The 20,377-nt window shown below is 74.0% G+C and carries 3 protein-coding genes; all 3 read right to left on the reverse strand.

Annotated features, from left to right (window positions below):
* Positions 1 to 41 precede the first annotated feature (41 nt).
* Positions 42 to 18,512: an SDR family NAD(P)-dependent oxidoreductase gene (locus OH807_RS31620; protein ID WP_406205789.1), complete on the reverse strand. Its 18,471-nt coding sequence runs from the start codon at positions 18,510 to 18,512 to the stop codon at positions 42 to 44.
* A gap of 189 nt (positions 18,513 to 18,701) precedes the next feature.
* Complete coding sequence (locus tag OH807_RS31625) at positions 18,702 to 19,496, reverse strand: thioesterase II family protein (RefSeq protein ID WP_406205792.1); 795 nt, start codon at positions 19,494 to 19,496, stop codon at positions 18,702 to 18,704.
* Positions 19,497 to 19,500: 4 nt separating this feature from the next.
* The gene (locus tag OH807_RS31630) at positions 19,501 to 20,223 is read right to left on the reverse strand and encodes a hypothetical protein (RefSeq protein ID WP_406205794.1); all 723 of its coding nucleotides are present in this window, start codon (positions 20,221 to 20,223) and stop codon (positions 19,501 to 19,503) included.
* Positions 20,224 to 20,377: the final 154 nt, after the last annotated feature.

The following is a 20,377-nucleotide window of genomic DNA, read 5'->3' on the forward strand; positions in this document are numbered from 1 at the left end:
GGAGGGGCGGGCCGCACGCGGCCGGTGCGGGGAGGAGCCGGTCAGCTGCCGAGCTCGCTGTCGATGAAGTCGAAGAGCTCGTCGTCGGACGCGGTCTCCAGCAGCCGGCCGGTCGCGTCGGCCGGCGCGAAGCCCGCCTTCGCCAGGACCTCCTGCAGACGCCGGGTGAGCTGCTCGTGCTGTTCTCCGTCCGACGGGAGGGTGAGCAGCAGCTCCTCCAGGCGGTCCAACTCGGCTAGCCCGACCCGGGGTGCGGGCAGCACCTCGGTGTCCAGGTGGCCGACCAGGGCGAGCACGGTGGGGTGGTCGAAGATCAGGGTGCTGGGCAGACGGTGGCCGACGGCCGCGCCGAGGCGGTTGCGCAGTTCGACGGCGGTGAGCGAGTCCAGGCCCTGGTCGAGCAGGCCCCGTCCGGCGTCCAACGCGTGGGTGCCGGTGTGCCCGAGGACGTCCGCCACGTGGGTGAGCACCAGCTCGTGCAGCACGGTCCGGCGTTCCTCGCGGTCGAGCCCGGCGAGCCGGTCGGCCAGCGCCGTTCCGTCGCTGCCGCCGTCCGCGTGACCGCCGGCCGCGCCGCTGCCGCTCCCGGCGGCCGCGCGCCGCAGGGGCGTGCGCACCAGGCTGCGGAACAGCGGCGCCGGGTCCCGCAGTGCGGCCAGGTCGAAGCGGGACGGGACGACGACGGCGCGCTCGGCCCGCAGGCCCGCATCGAACAGCTCCAGGCCGAGGGCCGGGTCGATGGGCAGGATGCCCATCCGCGTCATCCGCGCGTGGTCGGCCCGGGCGAGGCCGCCCGTCATGCCGCCTTGGGTGTTCCAGAGTCCCCAGGCGTAGGAGGTGGTGGGGTGGCCGTGGGTGGTGCGGTGGGTGGCGAGGGCGTCGAGGTAGGCGTTGGCGGCGGCGTAGTTGGCTTGGCCGGGGCTTCCGATGGTGGCGGCGATGGAGGAGAAGAGGATGAGGTGGTGGGCGTGGGTGGCGTGTTGTTGGAGGTTGTGGGTGGTGGTGATTTTGGTTTGGAGGACGGTGTGGAGGCGTTGGGGGGTGAGGGTGGTGATGGTGGCGTCGTCGAGGGTGCCGGCGGCGTGGAGGATGGTGGTGACGGGGTGGTTGGTGAGGAGTTGGTGGGTGGCGTGGGGGTCGGTGAGGTCGCAGGCGGTGATGGTGGTGTGGGCGCCGAGGGTGGTGAGTTGGTGGTGGAGTTCGGTGGCGCCGGGGGCGTCGGGGCCGCGGCGGCTGACGAGGAGGAGTCGTTTGATGTGGTGGGTGGTGACGAGGTGGTGGGCGAGGAGTTTGCCGAGTTCGCCGGTGGCGCCGGTGATCAGGACGTAGTCGTCCGGCGAGAACACCGGTACCGCGTCGTCGGCCGGGTCCGCGACCACTGCCCGCACGAGCCGCGGCGCGAACAGCGCACCGCCGCGCACCGCGAGCTGCGGCTCCGCGTCGAGCGGGGCGACGGGGAGCAGCGCCGCCGACTCGGGCGTGCCGTCCACGTCCAGCAGCGCGAACCGGCCGGGGTTCTCGGCGTGCGCCGATCGGATCATGCCCCAGACGCCGGCCTGCACGAGGTTGCCGGGCCGCTCGCCGGCGGCGTCCTCGGTGACGAACACCAGCCGCGAGTCCGCGAACCGCTCGTCGCGCAGCCATGCCTGCGCCAGCTCCAGCGTCCATTCGAGCACGGCGCCGATCCGCTCGGGCAGCTCGCCGTCCGTCGGCGCCGGGCAGTACGCGAACACCGTGGGTGCGGGGTCGAGCCCGGCCAGCGCCGCCGCGTCGGCGACGGTGACCGCGGCGGCCGCGGCCTGCGCGGGGACGCCGGGCGTGGGCAGCGCGGCCCAGTCGACCTGGTAGAGGCTGTCCCGGATCCTCGCGGCGTGCGCGACCAGGCGCTCCGGGCGGGTGGTGTGCACGGTGAGCACACCCTCGGCCACCGGACGTCCCTCCGCGTCCGCGACGGTCAGCCCGATCGTGCCGGGCCCGGTCGGTGTCAGCCGGACGCGGATCCTCCGGGCGTCCGTGGCGTGCAGCACCAGGTCCGACCAGCCGGCCGGCAGCCGCACCTCGCCGTCCGGGGTGTCCTCGGCGAACGCCATCGGGTGCAGGGCCGCGTCCAGCAGTGCCGGGTGGAGGGCGAACCCGTCCGGGCCGGACACCTCCGGCAGGACCGCCTCGGCGAACACGTCCTCGCCGCGCCGCCAGGCCGCGGTCAGGCCGCGGAAGGCCGGGCCGTACTCCAGCCCGGCGGCCGCCAGCCGGGCGTGGAGCGCCGCCGTGTCCAACGGTTCGGCGCCCTCGGGCGGGAAGACCGCCAGGTCGGCCGCCGGCCCGCCGGCGCCCGGGGCGACTGTGCCCTTCGCGAGCACGGTGACGGCCTCGCCGTCGCGTGACTCGACGGTCACCGATCGCCGCCCGTCCGCACCCGCAGCACCTACGCTCACCTGCACGCGGACCGCACCGCCCTGCTCGGGCAGCGTCAACGGCGCCTGGAGCGCCAGCTCCTCCAGCCGCTCGCAACCGAGCCGGCCACCCGCGTACAGGGCCATCTCGGCGACCGCCGTCCCGGGCACCAGCACCGTCCCGTGCACGGCGTGGTCGGCCAGCCACGGGTGGCTGCGGACCGAGAGCCGCCCGGTGAACACGGCGCCCTCGCCGTCCGGCAGCTGCACCGAAGCACCGAGCAGCGGGTGGTCGGTCGCGTCCAGCCCGAGATCCGCGGCGGAGCCGGTGGTCTCGGGGAGGTCGATCCAGTAGGTGCGGTGTTGGAAGGGGTAGGTGGGGAGGGGTGCGTGGGTGCCGTGGGTGGGCCAAGTGGTCCGGTGGCCGTGGGTGTGGGCGGTGGTGAGGGCGGTGAGGGCGGTGTGTGTTTCGGAGTGTTTGGGGGTGAGGGTGGCTGTTGCGGTGGCTTCGGGGTGGGTGGTGCGGGTGAGGGTGGTGAGGGTGGCGTCGGGGCCGAGTTCGAGGTAGGTGGTGACGCCGTTGCTGCCGAGGGTGGTGAGGGCGTCGTGGAAGCGGACGGTGTGGCGGAGTTGCTTGACCCAGTACGCGGGGTCGGTGAGGTCGTTGCCGATCTCGCCGGTGAGGGTGGAGATGATCGGGATGGTCGGCGCCTGGTAGGTCAACGATGCGGCGACGGACAGGAATTCGTTGAGGACCGGGTCCATGTGGGGGGAGTGGAAGGCGTGGTGGGTGTTGAGGATCTTGGCCTTGTGTCCCTGTCCCTTCCAGGAGTCGGCGAGTGCGTGGACGGTCTGGGTGTCGCCGGCGATGACGACGGCGTCGGCGGAGTTGACGGCGGCGATCACCACGCCGTCACTCAGCTGGGGAAGGACGTCGGCCTCGGTGCCCTGGAGCGTCGCCATGGCGCCCTCGCCGGTGCTGTGCATGAGCCGGGCCCGGGCGGTGACGAGCGTCGCGGCGTCCGCGAGCGACAGCACCCCGGCGCAGTGGGCGGCGGCGATCTCACCGATCGAGTGTCCGGCGAGGTAGTCGGGGGCCAGGCCGTGGCTCTCCAGGAGCCGGAACAGTGCCGTCTCCAGGGCGAACAGGGCGGGCTGGGTGTGCAGGGTGGTGTCGAGCAGCCCGTCGGGGTTGGTCGCGACGATCTCCCGCAACCCGGGGTCGAGGTGGCTCAGTGCTTCGTCGTATGCGGCGGCGAAGACCGGGAAGGCGCCGTACAGCTCCTCGCCCATGCCGACGCGTTGTGATCCCTGGCCGGTGAACAGGTAGGCGAGCTTTCCGGGTTGGCCGGCCCGGCCGGTGACCGCGCCGGTGTGGCTGGTGCCCTCGGCGAGTGCGCGGAGGGCTTCGGCGCGGTTGCCGGGCAGGATGACGGCCCGGTGGTCGAAGAGCGAGCGGCCGGCGGTGAGTGTGTGGGCGATGTCGGCGTCGGCGGTGTCCGGGTGCTCGGTGAGCCAGCTCAGCAGTTGCCGGGCCTGGTCGCGGAGCGCGTCCTCCGACTTCGCGGACAGCGGCCAGACGACAGGCAGTTCAGGCGCCTCGACGGGCACCGCGGTGGCGGCCTCCTCGGCCGGGGGCTGCTCCAGAACGACGTGCGCGTTGGTGCCACTGATGCCGAACGACGAGACGGCAGCCCGGCGCGGGCGTCCGTCGCCGGTTTCCCACGGTCGTGCCTCGGTGAGGAGGGAGACTGCCCCTGTGGTCCAGTCGACGTGGGCCGACGGCTCGTTCACGTGCAGCGTTCGCGGCAGCTCGCCGTGCTGCATCGCCATGACCATCTTGATGATGCCGCCGACGCCGGCCGCGGCCTGGGTGTGGCCGATGTTGGACTTCAACGAGCCGAGCCACAAAGGCTGTTGGCCCTGACGGTCCTGCCCGTAGGTGGCGAGCAGGGCCTGTGCCTCGATCGGGTCGCCGAGCGAGGTTCCCGTGCCGTGCGCCTCGACCACGTCCACGTCCGACGTCGTCAGGCCGGCGTTGGCGAGGGCGGCGCGGATGACGCGTTGCTGGGAGGGGCCGTTGGGGGCGGTGAGGCCGTTGCTGGCGCCGTCCTGGTTGATGGCGGAGCCGCGGACGACGGCGAGGACGTGGTGGCCGTTGCGGCGGGCGTCGGAGAGGCGTTCGACGAGGAGGAGGCCGACGCCTTCGCTCCAGCCGGTGCCGTCGGCGTCGGCGGAGAAGGCCTTGCAGCGGCCGTCGGGTGCGAGGCCGCGTTGGCGGCTGAACTCGATGAAGGTGGTCGGGGTGGCCATGACGGTGGCGCCGCCGGCGAGGGCGAGGTCGCATTCGCCGTTGCGCAGGGCCTGGGCGGCGAGGTGCAGGGCGACCAGCGAGGAGGAGCAGGCGGTGTCGACGGTGACGGCGGGGCCCTCGAAGCCGAAGGTGTAGGACACCCGGCCCGAGGCGATGCTCGGCGCGCTGCCGTTGCTCAGGTAGCCCTCGAAGTCGCGCGGGGCGTGCTGGAGGCGGGACGCGTAGTCGCTGTACATGATGCCGGTGAAGACGCCGGTCCGGCTGCCGCGTAGGGCGGCCGGGTCGATGCCGGCGCGTTCGAAGCTCTCCCACGCCGTCTCCAGCAGCAGGCGCTGCTGGGGGTCGGTGGCGAGGGCCTCGCGCGGGGAGATCCCGAAGAACTCCGCGTCGAACTCGGCGGCCTCGTGCAGGAATCCGCCGTTGCGGGTGTAGCTGGTGCCGGCGTGCTCGGGGTCCGGGTCGAACAGGTCGTCCGACCAGCCGCGGCCCACCGGGAACTCCCCGATGGCGTCCACCCCGCCCGCGACCAGCTGCCAGAGGTCCTCGGGCGAGCGGACCCCGCCGGGGTAGCGGCAGGCGAGTCCGACGATGGCGATCGGCTCGTCGACGGCACGGGTGGTGGTGCCGGTGGTGGCCGATGCGGCGGCGGTGCGGGCGGCGGCCGCCTCCTGCGCGCCGTCCAGTTCGGCGGCGAGAGCGGCGGGGGAGGGGTGGTCGAAGACCAGGGTGGTGGGCAGCCGGCGGCCGGTGGCGGTGCTGAGCCGGTTGCGCAGCTCGACCGCGGTGAGCGAGTCGAATCCGAGCTCGTTGAACGGCCGTTCGGGGGCGATGGCGGTGGTGTCGCGGTGGCCGAGCACGTCCGCCGCGGTGGCGAGGACGAGCTCCAGCATCGACACCGCGGGCTTGGTGGCGGCCGCGCCCGTCCGGCGGCGCGGCGCCCGGAACAGCCCGCTCAGCAGGGCGGGGAGCCGGCCCTTGCCGGCCTGGTCGCGCAGCGACACCGCGTCCAGCGCGGCGGCCGTGGTGAGTGTGGCACCCAGGCGCGCGTCGAGGGCGGCGAGGCCCTGGTCGACGGGCATCGGCGCCAGGCCGGCGCGGGCCAGCCGGGCCCGGTCGCGGGCGGCGAGCTGCCCCGCCATGCCGGTCCCGGTGTCCCAGAGACCCCAGGCGAACGACGAGGCCGGCAGCCCTTGGTCCGCGCGCTGCTCGGCGAGGGCGTCGAGGAAGGCGTTGGCGGCGGCGTAGGCGGCCTGGCCGGCACTGCCGAGCACCCCGGCGACCGAGGAGAAGAGAACGAAGTGGGTGAGCCCGTCGGTGAGTTCGTGCAGCAGCCAGGCCGCGTCCACCTTCGGGCGCAGCACCCCGGCCAGCCGCTCCGGGGTGAGCGAGGCGACCACACCGTCGTCCAGGACGCCGGCCGCGTGCAGCACGGCGCGGACGGGGTGCTCGGCCAGCAGCGCGGTCACGGCCGCGCGGTCGGTCACGTCGCACGCGGCGAGGGTGACCCGGGCGCCGAGCCCGGTCAGCTCGGCGGCCAGCTCGGGCGCGCCGGGCGCCTCCGCGCCTCGGCGGCCGACCAGCAGCAGGCGGCGCACCCCGTGCCGGGTGACGAGGTGGCGGGCCACCTCGCGGCCGATCGCACCGGTGGCGCCGGTGAGGAGCACCGTGCCGTCCGGGTCGAAGGCGGGCACCTCGGCGGCGGTCCCGGCGGGCGCCAGGCGGCTCACGCGGACCTCGCCGTCCCGGATCACCAGCTCGGGCTCCCCGGTCCGCAGCGCCGCGGGGAGTGCGAGTCGCGACGACTCGGCGTCGTCGGTGTCCACGAGTACGTAGCGGCCCGGGCGTTCGGCCCGAGCGGCGCGGACGAAGCCCCACAGTGCGGCGTGCGGCGCGTTGCGCGGGCCGCTGCCGACCGCGCCGCGGGTGACGAGCACGAGCGGCGCCTCGTCGTCGTCCGGACCGGAACCGTCCTGCAGCAGCGCCAGCAGCCACCCGACGGCGTCGTGCGTCGCGGCCACCGGGTCGTCGGCGGCGCCGGTGACGTCGGGGGCGCCGGTGATCGGGGCCTCGACGATCCGGTGCTCCGTCGCGTCGACCGCGGGCGAGCCGTCCGTGCCGGACGGAAGGAGGGCCGTCCACTGCACCTCGTACAGCGGCAGCCGGCCGCCGGTGAGCTGTTCGGGGCGGACCGTGCGCAGCGTCAGCGCCTCGGCCTCGAGCAGAAGGACGCCCTCGCCGTCGGCGACCGCCACGGCCACCACGTCCTCGCCCCGCTCGGTGAGCCGCACCCGCAGGGCGGTCACCGGGCCGGCGGGAGGCGTGTGCCGCCGGACACCCGACCAGCTGAACGGCAGGCGTACGGTGCCGGGTTCGGCGCCGAGTGCCAGCGTCCGCAGCGCCGCGTCCAGCAGCGCCGGGTGCGGGCGGAACAGGGCCGCCTCGCCCCCCTGGTCCTCGGGCAGCGTCACGTCGAGCCAGGTGTCCGTGCCGTTCTGCCAGGCGGCGGTGAGCCCCTGGAACGCCGGTCCGTAGTCCAGCCCCGCGTCCGCCGCCCGCGACGCCAGCTCCGCCACGTCCACGGCCGACCCGGCGGGCGACCAGACGAACGGCGCCGGATCGGAGCCGTCCACCTCGGCCAGTTGCCCGACCGCGTGCCGCTGCCAGACGGCGCCGTCCCCGAAGTCCGGGCGGGAGTGCACCGCGAGGGTACGGCGGCCCGCGTCGTCCGGCGCGCCGACGGAGACCTGGAGCCGAACGGCGGCGTCCTCGGGCAGGACGAGCGGAGCCTCGATGGTCAGCTCGTCGACGCTGCCGCACCCGAGCTGATCGCCCGCGTGCAGCGCCAGTTCGGCGAAGGCCGTCCCCGGGAGCAGCGCCGTGCCGAGCACGGCGTGGTCCGCCAGCCATGGGTGCGTCCGCAGCGAGACCAGACCGGTGAACACCACACCGTCGCCCTCGGCCAACTCCACGGCCGCGCTCAGCAACCCGTGCACCTGCGTTCCGAGCCCGGCCGCCGCGACGTTCCCGCCCCGGCGGGTGGCGGACGGCTCCAGCCAGTAGGTGCGGTGCTGGAAGGGGTAGGTGGGGAGGGGTGCGGGGGTGCTGTGGGTGCTGTGGGTGGGCCAGGTGGTGGCGTGGCCGTGGGTGTGGGCGGTGGTGAGGGCGGTGAGGGTGGTGGTCTGTTCCTGTTGCTTGGGGATGAGGGTGGCTGTTGCGGTGGCTTCGGGGTGGGTGGTGCGGGTGAGGGTGGTGAGGGTGGCGTCGGGGCCGAGTTCGAGGTAGGTGGTGACGCCGTTGCTGCCGAGGGTGGTGAGGGCGTCGTGGAAGCGGACGGCGTGGCGGAGTTGGCGTACCCAGTAGGTGGGTTCGGTGAGGTCGTTGCCGATCTCGCCGGTGAGGGTGGAGACGACCGGAATCCTCGCCGGGTGGTAGGTCAACGATGCGGCGACGGCCAGGAATTCGTCGAGGACCGGGTCCATGTGGGGGGAGTGGAAGGCGTGGCGGGTGTTGAGGATCTTGGCCTTGTGCCCCTGTTCCTTCCAGGAGTCGGCGAGTGCGTGGACGGCGTGGGTGTCGCCGGCGATGACGACGGCGTCGGCGGAGTTGACGGCGGCGACGACCACGCCGTCGCTCAGCTGGGGCAGGATGTCCGCCTCGGTGCCCTGGAGGGTGGCCATGGCACCTTCGCCGGTGCTGTGCATGAGGCGGGCGCGGGCGTTGACGAGGGTGGCGGCGTCGGCGAGGGAGAGGATGCCGGCGCAGTGGGCGGCGGCGATTTCGCCGATGGAGTGTCCGGCGAGGTAGTCGGGGGCGAGGCCGTGGCTCTCCAGGAGCCGGAACAGTGCCGTCTCCAGGGCGAACAGGGCGGGCTGGGTGTGCAGGGTGGTGTCGAGCAGCCCGTCCGGGTTCGACGCGACGATCTCCCGCAACCCGGGCTCGAAGTGGCTCAGTGCTTCGTCGTACGCGGCGGCGAAGACGGGGAACGTTGCGTACAGCTCCTGACCCATGCCGACGCGTTGTGATCCCTGTCCGGTGAACAGGTAGGCGAGCCTGCCGCCCGCCGAGGCGGTGCCGGTGACCGCGCCGGTGTGGCTGGTGCCTTCGGCGAGTGCGCGCAGTGCTTCGGCGCGGTCGCCGGGCAGGATGACGGCCCGGTGGTCGAAGAGCGAGCGGCCGGCGGTGAGGGTGTGGGCGATGTCGGCGTCGGCGGTGTCCGGGTGCTCGGTGAGCCAGCCCAGCAGCTGCCGGGCCTGGTCGCGGAGCGCGTCCTCGGACTTCGCGGACAGCGGCCACAGCACCGGGAGTTCGGATTCCTGCCGGGCCTCGGCGGTCTCCTCGGCCGCGGGCGGCTCCTCCAGGATGACGTGCGCGTTGGTGCCGCTGATCCCGAACGACGAGACGCCGGCGCGGCGCGGGCGTCCCTCGTCGGTCTCCCACGGCTGGGCCTCCGTCAACAGCTCGACGGCGCCCGCCTCCCAGTCGACGTGCGGGGTGGGCTCGTCGACGTGCAGGGTCTTCGGCAGGACGCCGTTCTGCATCGCCATGACCATCTTGATGATGCCGGCGACGCCGGCCGCGGCTTGGGCGTGGCCGATGTTGGACTTCAACGAGCCCAGCCACAGCGGCTGTTCGCCCTGACGGTCCTGCCCGTACGTGGCGAGCAGCGCCTGTGCCTCGATCGGGTCCCCGAGCGTGGTGCCCGTGCCGTGCGCCTCCACCGCGTCGACGTCGGCCGTTGTCAGGCCGGCGTTCGCCAGCGCCAGGCGGATCATGCGTTGCTGCGCGGGGCCGTTGGGGGCGGTGAGGCCGTTGCTGGCGCCGTCCTGGTTGATGGCGGAGCCGCGGACGACGGCGAGGACGTGGTGACCGTTGCGGCGGGCGTCGGAGAGGCGTTCGACGAGGAGCAGGCCGGCGCCCTCCGCCCAGCCGGCGCCGTTGGCCTCCGCGGAGAACGACTTGGAGCGGCCGTCGAGTGCGAGGCCGCGCTGCCGGCTGAACTCGATGAACGGTGCCGGGGTGGCCATCACGGTCACGCCGCCGGCGAGCGCGAGGTCGCATTCGCCGTTGCGCAGGGCCTGGGCGGCGAGGTGCAGGGCGACGAGCGAGGAGGAGCAGGCGGTGTCGACGGTGACGGCGGGGCCCTCGAAGCCGAAGGTGTAGGAGACCCGGCCCGAGGCCACGCTGCCCGCGCTGCCGTTGCCGAGGTACGCCTCGAAGCCCTCGGGGGCCTCGTCGCGCAGCCGCCACCGGTAGTCGTTGTACATGACGCCGGCGAACACGCCCGTCCGGCTGCCCCGCAGGGCCGCGGCGTCGATGCCGGCCCGCTCGAAGGTCTCCCAGGCCGTCTCCAGCAGCAGCCGCTGCTGGGGGTCGGTGGCGAGGGCCTCGCGCGGGGAGATCCCGAAGAACTCGGCGTCGAAGTCGGCGACGTCGTAGAGGAATCCGCCCTCCTTGGCGTAGGCCTTGCCCTCCTTGTCGGGGTCCGGGTCGTAGAGGTCGTCGAGGTCCCAGCCACGGTTGGTGGGGAACGGCGCGATGGCGTCGACACCGTCGGCGACCAGCCGCCACAGGTCCTCCGGCGAGCGCACCCCGCCGGGGAACCGGCAGGCCATGCCGACGATGACGATCGGGTCCTGGTCGAGGCCGGTGCGGGCGTGCACGGTGACGGCGGCGTCGCTCCCGGCGCCGGTGACCTCGCGCAGGAGGTGGCCGGTGACGGCGCTGAGGGTGGGGTGGTCGAAGACGAGCGTGCTGGGCAGTCGCAGCCCGGTCGCGGAGATGAGGCGGTTGCGCAGCTCGACGGCGGTCAGCGAGTCGAAGCCCAGCTCCTTGAACGCGCGTTCCGCGTCGATGCTTTGCGGGGTGGCGTGTCCGAGGACGGTCGCGACCTGGGTGCGGACGAGGTCGAGCACGGCCTCCGCCCGCCGGTCGGCGGGCAGGGCGGCCGTGCGCTCGGTCCAGGTGACGCCGCCCTGACCAGCTGCCACGGCGCGCCGGGCCGGCGTCCGGACGAGGGCCCGGAACGCGGCCGGGACGTCGGGGAGCTTCCGCAGGGCGCCGAGGTCGACCCGGGTGGGCACGGTGAGGGCGTGGGGGCCGGCGAGGGCGGCGTCCAGCAGGGCGAGGCCGCGCGCGGAGGGCAGCGGGGCGATGCCGGTGCGGGCCATCCGGGCGCGGTCCGCGTCGGTCATGGCCGAGGTCATGCCGCTGGCCTGCTCCCACAGGCCCCAGGCGAGCGACACGGCGGGGCGGCCGGCGGCGCGGCGGTGGGCGGCCAGGGCGTCGAGGAAGACGTTGGCGGCCGCGTAGTTGGCCTGGCCGGCGCCGCCGATGACGCCGACGACGGACGAGAAGACGACGAACGCATCGAGTTCACCGGCGAGGCGGTGAAGGTGCCAGGCGCCGTCGAGCTTGGGGCGGAGCACCGTGTCGACCTGTCCGGGGGTGAGCCCGGCGAGGGTGGCGTCGTCGAGGACTCCGGCCGTGTGGAAGACGGCGGTGAGCGGGTGCGGGGCCGGAACGCCGGCGAGCAGGGCCGCCAGCGCGTCCGGGTCGGCGATGTCGCAGGCGGCCAGGGTGGCTTCGGCGCCCAGCCCGGCCAGTTCCGCGCGCAGCTCGGCGGCGCCCGTGGCGGCGGGTCCGCTGCGGGAGACGAGCAGCAGGTGGCGTGCGCCGTGCCCGGTCACCAGGTGCCGGGCGAGCAGCCGGCCCAGGGTGCCGGTCGCACCGGTGATCAGGACAGTGCCGTCGGGCTCGAAGGCCCGGGCGGGCGATGCGGTGGCGGGCGACGTGGTGGTGGGCGCTTCGAGCGGTAGGGCGCGGACGAGCCGCGGCGCCCGGGCCTGGCCGTCGCGCAGGGCGAGTTCGGGCTCCCGGCCGTCGGCAAGAGCTGCGGCGACGGTGCGCAGCAGCGGCTCGGTGACCGTCCCGGCGGCGTCCCCGGGCTCCTCCGTGTCCAGCAGGACGATCCGGCCCGGGTGCTCGGTCTGCGCGGTGCGCAGCAGGCCGTGAACGGGGGCGTGCACGAGGTCGGGCACGTCCTCACCGTCCAGGACGGACACCGCGCGCCTGGTCACCACGACCAGCCGGCTGTCCGCGAACCGCTCCTCCGCCAGCCAGCGCTGTACCAGGGCGAGGGTCTCCTGCACGGCCGCGCGGGCAGCCGCCGGGACGTCGCCGTCCGGCCCGGCCGACGGCGCCGGCAGGAGGTGGAGCAGCACCGCGGGCGCGGCCCCGTCCGTGGCCAGGGCCTCCGGGAGAAGGGCCCAGTCGCGGAGCGGCTCGGGGTCCGTGGGCAGCAGGACGGGCTGCCAGTCGACGGTGAAGAAGTCGTCCGGGCGGGCACCGAGCGCGCCCGCCGCGATCGGGCGGAGCACCAGAGAGTCCACCGAGGCGACGGGTGCGCCCGTGCCGTCCGCCACCGCAAGGGCGTACGTGCCCGGGGCAGCGGGCGTGAGGGCGATCCGCAGTTCGCGCGCACCCGTGGCGTACAGCCGGACGCCCGACCAGGCGAAGGGCAGCGGGATCTCCCCGGACGGCGCCGAGAGGTCCGCGAGCGGCTCCAGCACGGCGGGATGCAGGGCGGCGTCCAGCAGGGCCGGGTGGAGGCCGAACCCGTCGACCTCGGTATCCGCCGGCAGCTCGACCTCGGCGAACAGCTCACCGCCGCGCCGCCACAGCGCCCGCAGGCCCTGGAACACCGGCCCGTACTCGTAGCCGTGGAGCGCGAGTCGCTCGTACGCCTCCGCCGTGCTCACCGCGGCCGCGTCGGCGGGCGGCCAGGCGGTCAACTCGACGGGCTGCGCGGGCGATTCGCCGAGCACGCCGGTGGCGTGGCGGGTCCAGGGGCTCTCGTCGTCCGGCCGCGAGTGCACGGCGATCGTCCGCCGGCCCCGGTCGTCCGTGACACCGACCTGCACCTGAAGCCGGACGGTGCCGCTCTCCGGCACCACCAGCGGGGCTTCCAGCGTCAGGTCGTCCAGCACGCCGGCACCCACGTGGTCGCCGGCGGCGACGGCCAGTTCGACGAACGCGGTGCCCGGCAGCAGCACCGTTCCGGCCACGGCGTGGTCGACCAGCCAGGGGTACGCCTGCCGGGACAGCACACCGGTGAACAGCGTGGTGCCGTCCTCCGCCGCCGTGACAGCGGTGGCCAGCAAGGGGTGCTCGGTGGCGGTGAGGCCCAGGTGGGCGGGGTCGGTGACGGACCGCGGAGTCGGCAGCCAGTAGCTCTGGTGTTGGAAGGGGTAGGTGGGGAGGGTGGGGTGGTTGCCTGTGGTGCGGTTGTTGGTGGTGGGGGTGAGGCCGTGGGTGTGGGTGTGGGCGAGGGCGTGGGGGAAGTGGTGGCCGTGGTGGCGGCGGAGGGTGGGGTGGATGGTGGTGGGTTGGTTGTCGAGGGTTTGGTGGATGGTGGGGAGGAGGACGGGGTGGGGGCTGATTTCGATGTAGTGGCGGTAGCCGTCGGTGTGGAGTTGGGTGAGGGTTTGGTGGAGTTGTACGGGGTTGCGGAGGTTGTTGTACCAGTAGTGGGGGTCGAGTTGGGTGGTGTTGAGGGGGGTGGCGGTGACGGTGGAGTAGAAGGTGGTGTCGGCGTTTTGGGGGGTGATGTCTCGTAGGGCGTGGAGGAGTTGGTGTTGGAGGGGTTCGACGTGGGGGCAGTGGCTGGCGTAGGTGACGGGGATTTTGCGGGCGTCGGTGCCTTGGTTTTGGAGGGTGGTGATGAGGGTGTCGATGGCGTGGGGGGTGCCGCTGATGATGGTGGTGGTGGGTGAGTTGTGGGCGGCGATGTGGAGGTCGTTGTTGAGGTGGGGTTCGAGGGCGTTGGGGGGGAGGGGGATGGAGGCCATGGCGCCGGTGTTGGTGAGTTGGGTGAGTGCTTGGGCGCGGAGGATGACGGTTTTGGCGGCGTCGTGGAGGGTGAGGGCGCCGGCGGTGTGGGCGGCGGCTATTTCGCCTTGGGAGTGGCCGATGACGGCGTGGGGGGTGATGCCGTGGTGTTTCCAGAGTTGGGCGAGGCCGGTCATGACGGCGAAGAGGGCGGGTTGGACGATGTCGACGCGTTCGAGGAGTTGGGGGTTGGGGTGGGTGAGGAGGTCGGTGAGGTTCCAGTCGGTGGTGTAGGGGGCGAAGGCTTCGGTGCAGGCGGTGATGTGTTGGGCGAAGACGGGGTTGGTGGCGAGGAGGTGTTGTCCCATGGCGGGCCATTGGGAGCCCTGGCCGGGGAAGACGAACACGGTTTTGCCGTGGATGCCGGTGGTGCCGGTGACGAGGTCGGGGTGCGGCTGGCCGTCGGCGAGTGCTGCGAGGGCGTCGGTGTTGAACACGGTGGCCCGGTGGGGGAATTCGGGTTTGCGGGTGAGGGCTGCGGCGATGTCGCGTTCGTCGGTGTCGGGGTGTTCGGTGATCCAGGTGTGCAGTCGGCGGGCCTGGTCGCGCAGGGCGTCCTCGGTCTTCGCGGACAGGGGCCACATGACGGGCAGGTCCGACGCAGGCCCGTCGTCGACCACCTCCGCCCCGCCAGCAGGAGCTTCCTCCAGGATGATGTGCGCGTTGGTCCCGCTGATGCCGAACGAGGAGACGGCGGCACGCCGCGGGCGCCCGTCCTCGGTCTCCCAGGGGCGGTTCTCGCGGAGCAGCTCGACGGCGCCGGCCTCCCAGTCCACGTGCGGGGTGGGCTCGTCGACGTGCAACGTCCGCGGCAGCTGCCCGTTCTGCATCGCCATGACCATCTTGATCACGCCACCCACGCCGGCCGCGGCCTGGGAGTGTCCGATGTTGGACTTCAACGACCCGAGCAGCAGCGGCCGTTCGGCCGGCCGGGCCTGGCCGTAGGTGGCCAGCAGCGCCTGGGCCTCGATCGGGTCGCCCAGCTTGGTGCCCGTGCCGTGCGCCTCGACGGCGTCCACGTCGGCCGCGTCCAGGCGGGAGTTGGCGAGGGCCTGGCGGATGACGCGCTGCTGGGAGGGGCCGTTGGGCGCGGTGAGGCCGTTGCTGGCGCCGTCCTGGTTGATCGCGGAGCCGCGGACCACGGCCAGGACTTCGTGCCCGTTCCGCCGCGCGTCGGAGAGGCGCTCCAGCAGCACGAGGCCGACGCCCTCCGCCCAGCCGGTGCCGTCGGCGGAGGCCGCGAAGGCCTTGCAGCGGCCGTCGGGTGACAGCCCGCGCTGCCGGCTGAACTCGACGAACATGCCCGGTGTCGCCATGACGGCGGCGCCGCCGGCCAGGGCCATCGAGCATTCGCCCTGCCGGAGCGCCTGGGCGGCCAGGTGCAGGGCGACCAGCGAGGACGAGCAGGCCGTGTCCACCGTCACCGCCGGGCCCTCGAAGCCGTAGGTGTAGGAGATCCGGCCGGAGGCCACGCTCACGGTGCTGCCGGTGAGCAGGTAGCCCTCCATGCCGTTGGCGGGCTCGTGCAGTCGGGGGCCGTACTCCTGGGACATGGCGCCGACGAAGACGCCGACCGGGTGCCCGCCGAGGTCCGCCGGGTCCAGCCCGGCGCGTTCCAGGGCCTCCCAGGAGGTTTCCAGCAGCAGCCGCTGCTGCGGGTCCATCGCCGCCGCCTCGCGCGGTGAGATGCCGAAGAACTCCGGGTCGAACTCGGCGGCCTCGTACAGGAATCCGCCCGTTCGCGCGTACGTCGTGCCGGCGTGGTCGGGGTCCGGGTCGTAGAGGCCGTCGACGTCCCAGCCGCGGTCCTCGGGGAAGCCGCCGATCGCGTCCCGGCCCTCGGCGACCAACTGCCAGAGTTCCTCGGGGGAGTTGGCCCCGCCCGGGTAGCGGCAGGCCATCGCGACGACGGCGATCGGCTCGTCGTGCGCGACCGCCGCGACGACCTGTGCGGCCGCGACGTCGTCGGACAACTCGGCCTGGAGGTAACGGATCAGGGCGGTCGGGGTCGGGTGGTCGTAGAGCAGGCCGGCGGGCAGTCGGAGGCCGGTCCACTGGGAGAGCCGGGTGCACAGTTCGAGCGAGAGGGCCGAGTCGAAGCCCAGTTCGCGGAAGGCGCCGGAGGTGTCGACCGCCTCCGGTGTGACGTGGCCGAGGGTGATCGTCATGTGTGTCAGGACGAGGTCGCGGAGTGCGGCCTCCAGCGCCTCTCCGCTGAGCCGGGCCAAGCGCTGCGCGGGGGTGAGCTCGGTGGTGTCCGCGGGCTCCTCGGACGCCTCCGCCGGGGTGGTGGGGGCGGTCCGGGCGCTCTCCGGGGCGATCGGCGCGGTCGCGGCGGCCGGGGTGCTGTCGATCCAGTGGCGGCGACGCTGGAAGGGGTAGGTGGGGAGGGGGGTGTGGCTGCCCGGGACGCCGTGGGTGGGCCAGGTGGTGGGGTGGCCGTGGGTGTGGGCGGTGGCGAGGGCGGTGAGGACGGTGTGCGTCTCGGCGCGGTTCGGCACGAGGAGGGCGGACGCGACCGTGCCGGGCCGGGTGGTGCGGGCGAGGGTGGTGAGGGTGGCGTCGGGGCCGAGTTCGAGGTAGGTGGTGACGCCGTTGCTGCCGAGGGTGGTGAGGGCGTCGTGGAAGCGGACGGCGTGGCGGAGTTGGCGTACCCAGTAGGCGGGTTCGGTGAGGTCGTTGCCGATCTCGCCGGTGAGGGTGGAGACGACCGGAATCCTCGCCGGGTGGTAGGTCAATGACTCGGCGACGGCCAGGAATTCGTCGAGGACGGGGTCCATGTGCGGGGAGTGGAAGGCGTGTCGAATGTTGAGGACCTTGGCCTTGTGCCCCTGCTCCTTCCACGACTCGGCCAGCGCGTGGACGGCCTCGGCGTCGCCGGCGACGACGACGGCGTCGGCGGAGTTGACGGCCGCGATCACCACGCCGTCACTCAGCTGGGGCAGGATGTCCGCCTCGGTGCCCTGGAGCGTCGCCATGGCACCCTCGCCGGTGCCGTGCATGAGCCGGGCCCGGGCGTTGACGAGCGTCGCGGCGTCCGCGAGCGACAACACCCCGGCACAGTGGGCGGCGGCGATCTCACCGATCGAGTGTCCGGCGAGGTAGTCCGGGGCCAGGCCGTGGCTCTCCAACAGCCGGAACAGCGCCGTCTCCAGGGCGAACAGGGCCGGCTGCGTGTGCAGGGTGGTGTCGAGCAGGCCGTCCGGGTTCGACGCGACGATCTCCCGCAATCCGGGGTCGAAGTGGCTCAGGGCCTCGTCGTACGCAGCCGCGAAGACCGGGAACGCGTCGTACAACTCCTCACCCATACCGACCCGTTGCGACCCCTGTCCGGTGAACAGGAACGCCAGCTTCCCGGCGTCCGCCGCGCTGCCCGTCACCGCGGACGGGTGCGGCGTGGCCTCGGCGACGGCGCGCAGCGCGTCCTCGCGCCCGTCGGGCAGGACGACCGCTCGGTGCTCGAAGAGCGACCGCCCGGTGGCGAGCGCGTGCGCGACGTCGGCGGGCGCCGTCTCGGGGTGCTGGGAGAGCCAGTCCAGCAGATGCCGGGCCTGGTCGCGCAGGGCGGGCGCGGACTTCGCCGACAGCGGCCACACCGCCGGGACGGCGGGCCCGGCCGCATCGGCGGTGTCCGGCCCGGTGGGCTCCGCCCGGACGGCGGCCGGCGCCTCCTCCAGGACGACGTGGGCGTTGGTGCCGCCCATGCCGAACGACGAAACGCCCGCCCGCAGCGTCCCCGCCGGCCACGGGCCGAGCGCGGTCTGCACGCGGAGGTTCAGCCCGGCGAAGTCGATGTCGGGGTTGGGCTCGGCGAAGTTGAGGCTGGCCGGCAGCTCCCGGTGCTCGATGGCCAGGACGGCCTTCAGCAGCCCGACGATGCCGGCCGCGCCCTCCAGGTGGCCGACGTTGGTCTTGGCGGAGCCGACCAGCAGCGGTGAGCCGTCGGGGCGGGCGGTGCCGAGGGCCGCGCCGAGCGCCCTGGCCTCGATCGGGTCGCCGACCCGGGTGCCGGTGCCGTGCAGTTCGACGTACTGGACCTCGCCGGGGTCGACGCCGGCCCGCTGGTAGGCGCGGCGCAGCAGCTTCTCCTGGGCCTGCGGGCTGGGCACGGTGAGGCCGTCGGTGGCGCCGTCGTTGTTGACGGCGGTGCCGCGGATCACGGCGTACACGTGGTCGCCGTCGGCGAGCGCGCGGTCGAGTCGCTTCAGCAGGACGGCGCCGCCGCCCTCGCCGCGGACGTAGCCGTTGGCCCGGGCGTCGAAGGTGTAGCTGACGCCGTCGGGGGAGAGGCCGCCGAACCTGGTCAGGCCGAGGGTGCTCTCGGGGGCGATGATGAGGTTGACGCCGCCCGCGAGGGCGAGGTCGGACTCGCCGCTGCGCAGGCTCTCGCAGGCCATGTGGACGGCGACCAGCGCGGAGGACTGCGCGGCGTCGACGGTGAGGCTGGGGCCCTCCAGGCCGAGCGTGTAGGAGACGCGGTTGGCGATGATGCCGCGGTTGAGGCCGGTGACGGTGTGCGGGGTGATCGCGTCCAGCCCGTGGCGCTGGAGCACGGTGCCGTAGTCGGCGGCGATGGCGCCGACGAAGACGCTGGTCTGGGTGGCGCGGAGCCGGTCGGGGACGACGCCGGCGTCCTCCAGGCACTCCCAGGCGAGTTCGAGCATCAGCCGCTGCTGGGGGTCCATCAGGGTGGCCTCGCGGGGCGAGATCCCGAAGAAGACCGGGTCGAAGGTGTCGATCCGGTCGAGGAAGCCGCCGCGGCCCGGTGTCCCGTCGGTGGCGGGGCCGCTCCACCGCTCGGCCGGTGCGTCGGTGATCCCGGAGGCGCCGCGCCGCAGCAGGTCCCAGAACGCGCGGGGGTGCGGGGCCTGGGGGAGCCGGCAGGACAGACCAATGATGGCAACAGCGTCGGTAGGCATGAGATCCCCATGTCGTTCGGCAGTGGAGGCGCCGCAGGACGGCGCGCCGTGGCGACCGGTGGCCGGCCGGGGCGGCGGACGGCCACCGGTCACCCTCGGAGGGAGCGGCGGTGGGAGCGGCGGTGGGAGCGGCAGCGGAGGGAGCAGCGGTGGTAGCAGCGGCGGTGGCGGGCCCGGGCCGGCCGGCGGTCAGATCCGGCTGGGCCGGCGCTCGCGGTCGGACAGCAGCAGGCCCACGGTGCGCAGCAGCACCGCGGAGGACTCGTGGAGGAAGAAGTGCCCGCCGGGGACGGTGTGCACCCGGCACCCGCCGGTGGTGTGCCGGGCCCAGTCGTGCACCTGGTCGAGCGGCAGCAGCGGGTCCTGCTCGCCGGCGAACACGTCGATGGGGCAGGCCAGCGGCGGGTCGGCGGGCGGCCGGTGGCTCTGGCAGACCCGGAGGTCGTCGCGGAGCAGCTCCAGGGCGGACCGCACCCAGTCGGGGTAGCGGAGCACCAGTTCGGACATCCCGCCGGTGTCGACCAGCCAGCGGGTGAGCTCCCGGTCGTCGAGGTTCAGGGCGTCGGCGATCGGGGCGAGCCGGTGCGGCGGCGGGTAGGCGCCGACCATCAGCCGGACGGGCAGGCTGCGGCCGCGGGCGGCGCGCAGCAGGGCGAGACGGTAGGCGACGATCGCGCCCATGCTGTGCCCGTAGAAGGCGTACGGCTCGTCGAGCAGCGGGTCGAGGTGCCGGTCGAGGTCGGCGACCAGGGCGTCGATGCGGGTGAACCGGGCCTCGGCGGCGCGCCGTTCGCGGCCGGGCAGCTGGACCGGCAGGACGGCGACGCGCGGTCCGAGGCGCTCCTGCCAGCCGGTGTACGCGGAGGCGGCGCCGCCGGCGTGGTGGAAGCAGAACAGCCGGACGTCCGCCCCGGTGGCGGCCGCCGCGGGCGGCAGGTAGGGCGTCGCGGTGGGCGTGTCGGCGGTGGCGGGCCTCGTCGGCATCGGCTCAGCGGGCCAGCAGGCGGGCGACGGCGGAGGCGAGGTCCCGGTCGGCGAGCATGACGCCGTGGTCGGTGTCCACCCGGATCTCCTCGCCGATCTCGATCTCCAGGCCCGCGCTGCGCATCGCGTTGAGGCCGCTGAGCGGGCTGGTGGAGCTGTAGGCGACGGCGGAGCGCCACTGCGGCAGCGGGTCGATCTGGCTGGCGGCGGCGAGGTAGCACAGGAAGGACTCGAAGACGGCGAACAGCTCCTCGCGGCGGGTCTCGTCCAGGCCGGCCGCGATCAGCGCAGGCTCGCCGAACTCCCTCATCAGGCGCAGCAGTTCGTCCTTGAGTGCCATGACGTCGGGGATCCCGTCGAAGGCCTTCTGGCCCAGTTCGCGGGCCACCGCGATCTGTTCCTCGGAGATCACCGCGGACAGGAAGCCGATCACCTTGTGGAACTGCCAGATCAGGGTCTGCGCGGTGGACAGCTCGGGGTCGAACAGGACCAGCAGCGGGGCGCGGTCCTGCTGTTCGGCGATCCGCTCGGCGAGCGCGGCGGCGTAGATGGCGCCGCCGCAGAAGCCGAGGACGGCGTGCACCTCGGGCCGGGTGCCGCCGGCGCCCCCGAGGCCCGCCAGGCCGCCGGTCCAGTGGTCGAGGTAACCGGCGCCGCTGCGGGCCGCCTCGGCGGTGGCCGGCGGCGGGACGGTCTCCCAGGCCGCGAAGGCCGGACCGGCATTCACCGGATCCCCCGGTGACGCCGGGTCCGCCGCGGTCACCGGCTCCGTCGGAGAGGCAGGAGACGCCGGGTCCGCCGGAGTCGCGAGATTCACCAGATTCGTCAGGAGGTCCGCGAATCGGGCCTCCGGCCGGCCCGTGGTGTCGAAGTCGACGGCC

Source organism: Kitasatospora sp. NBC_01560 (assembly GCF_045208415.1).
In the GTDB taxonomy this organism is placed as follows: Bacteria; Actinomycetota; Actinomycetes; order Streptomycetales; family Streptomycetaceae; genus Kitasatospora.

Excerpts from the sequence above, each read along its gene's own strand:
- OH807_RS31620 (WP_406205789.1), bottom strand. The coding sequence starts at position 18,512 with ATGCCTACCGACGCTGTTGCCATCATTGGTCTGTCCTGCCGGCTCCCC.
- OH807_RS31625 (WP_406205792.1), bottom strand. The coding sequence starts at position 19,496 with ATGCCGACGAGGCCCGCCACCGCCGACACGCCCACCGCGACGCCCTAC.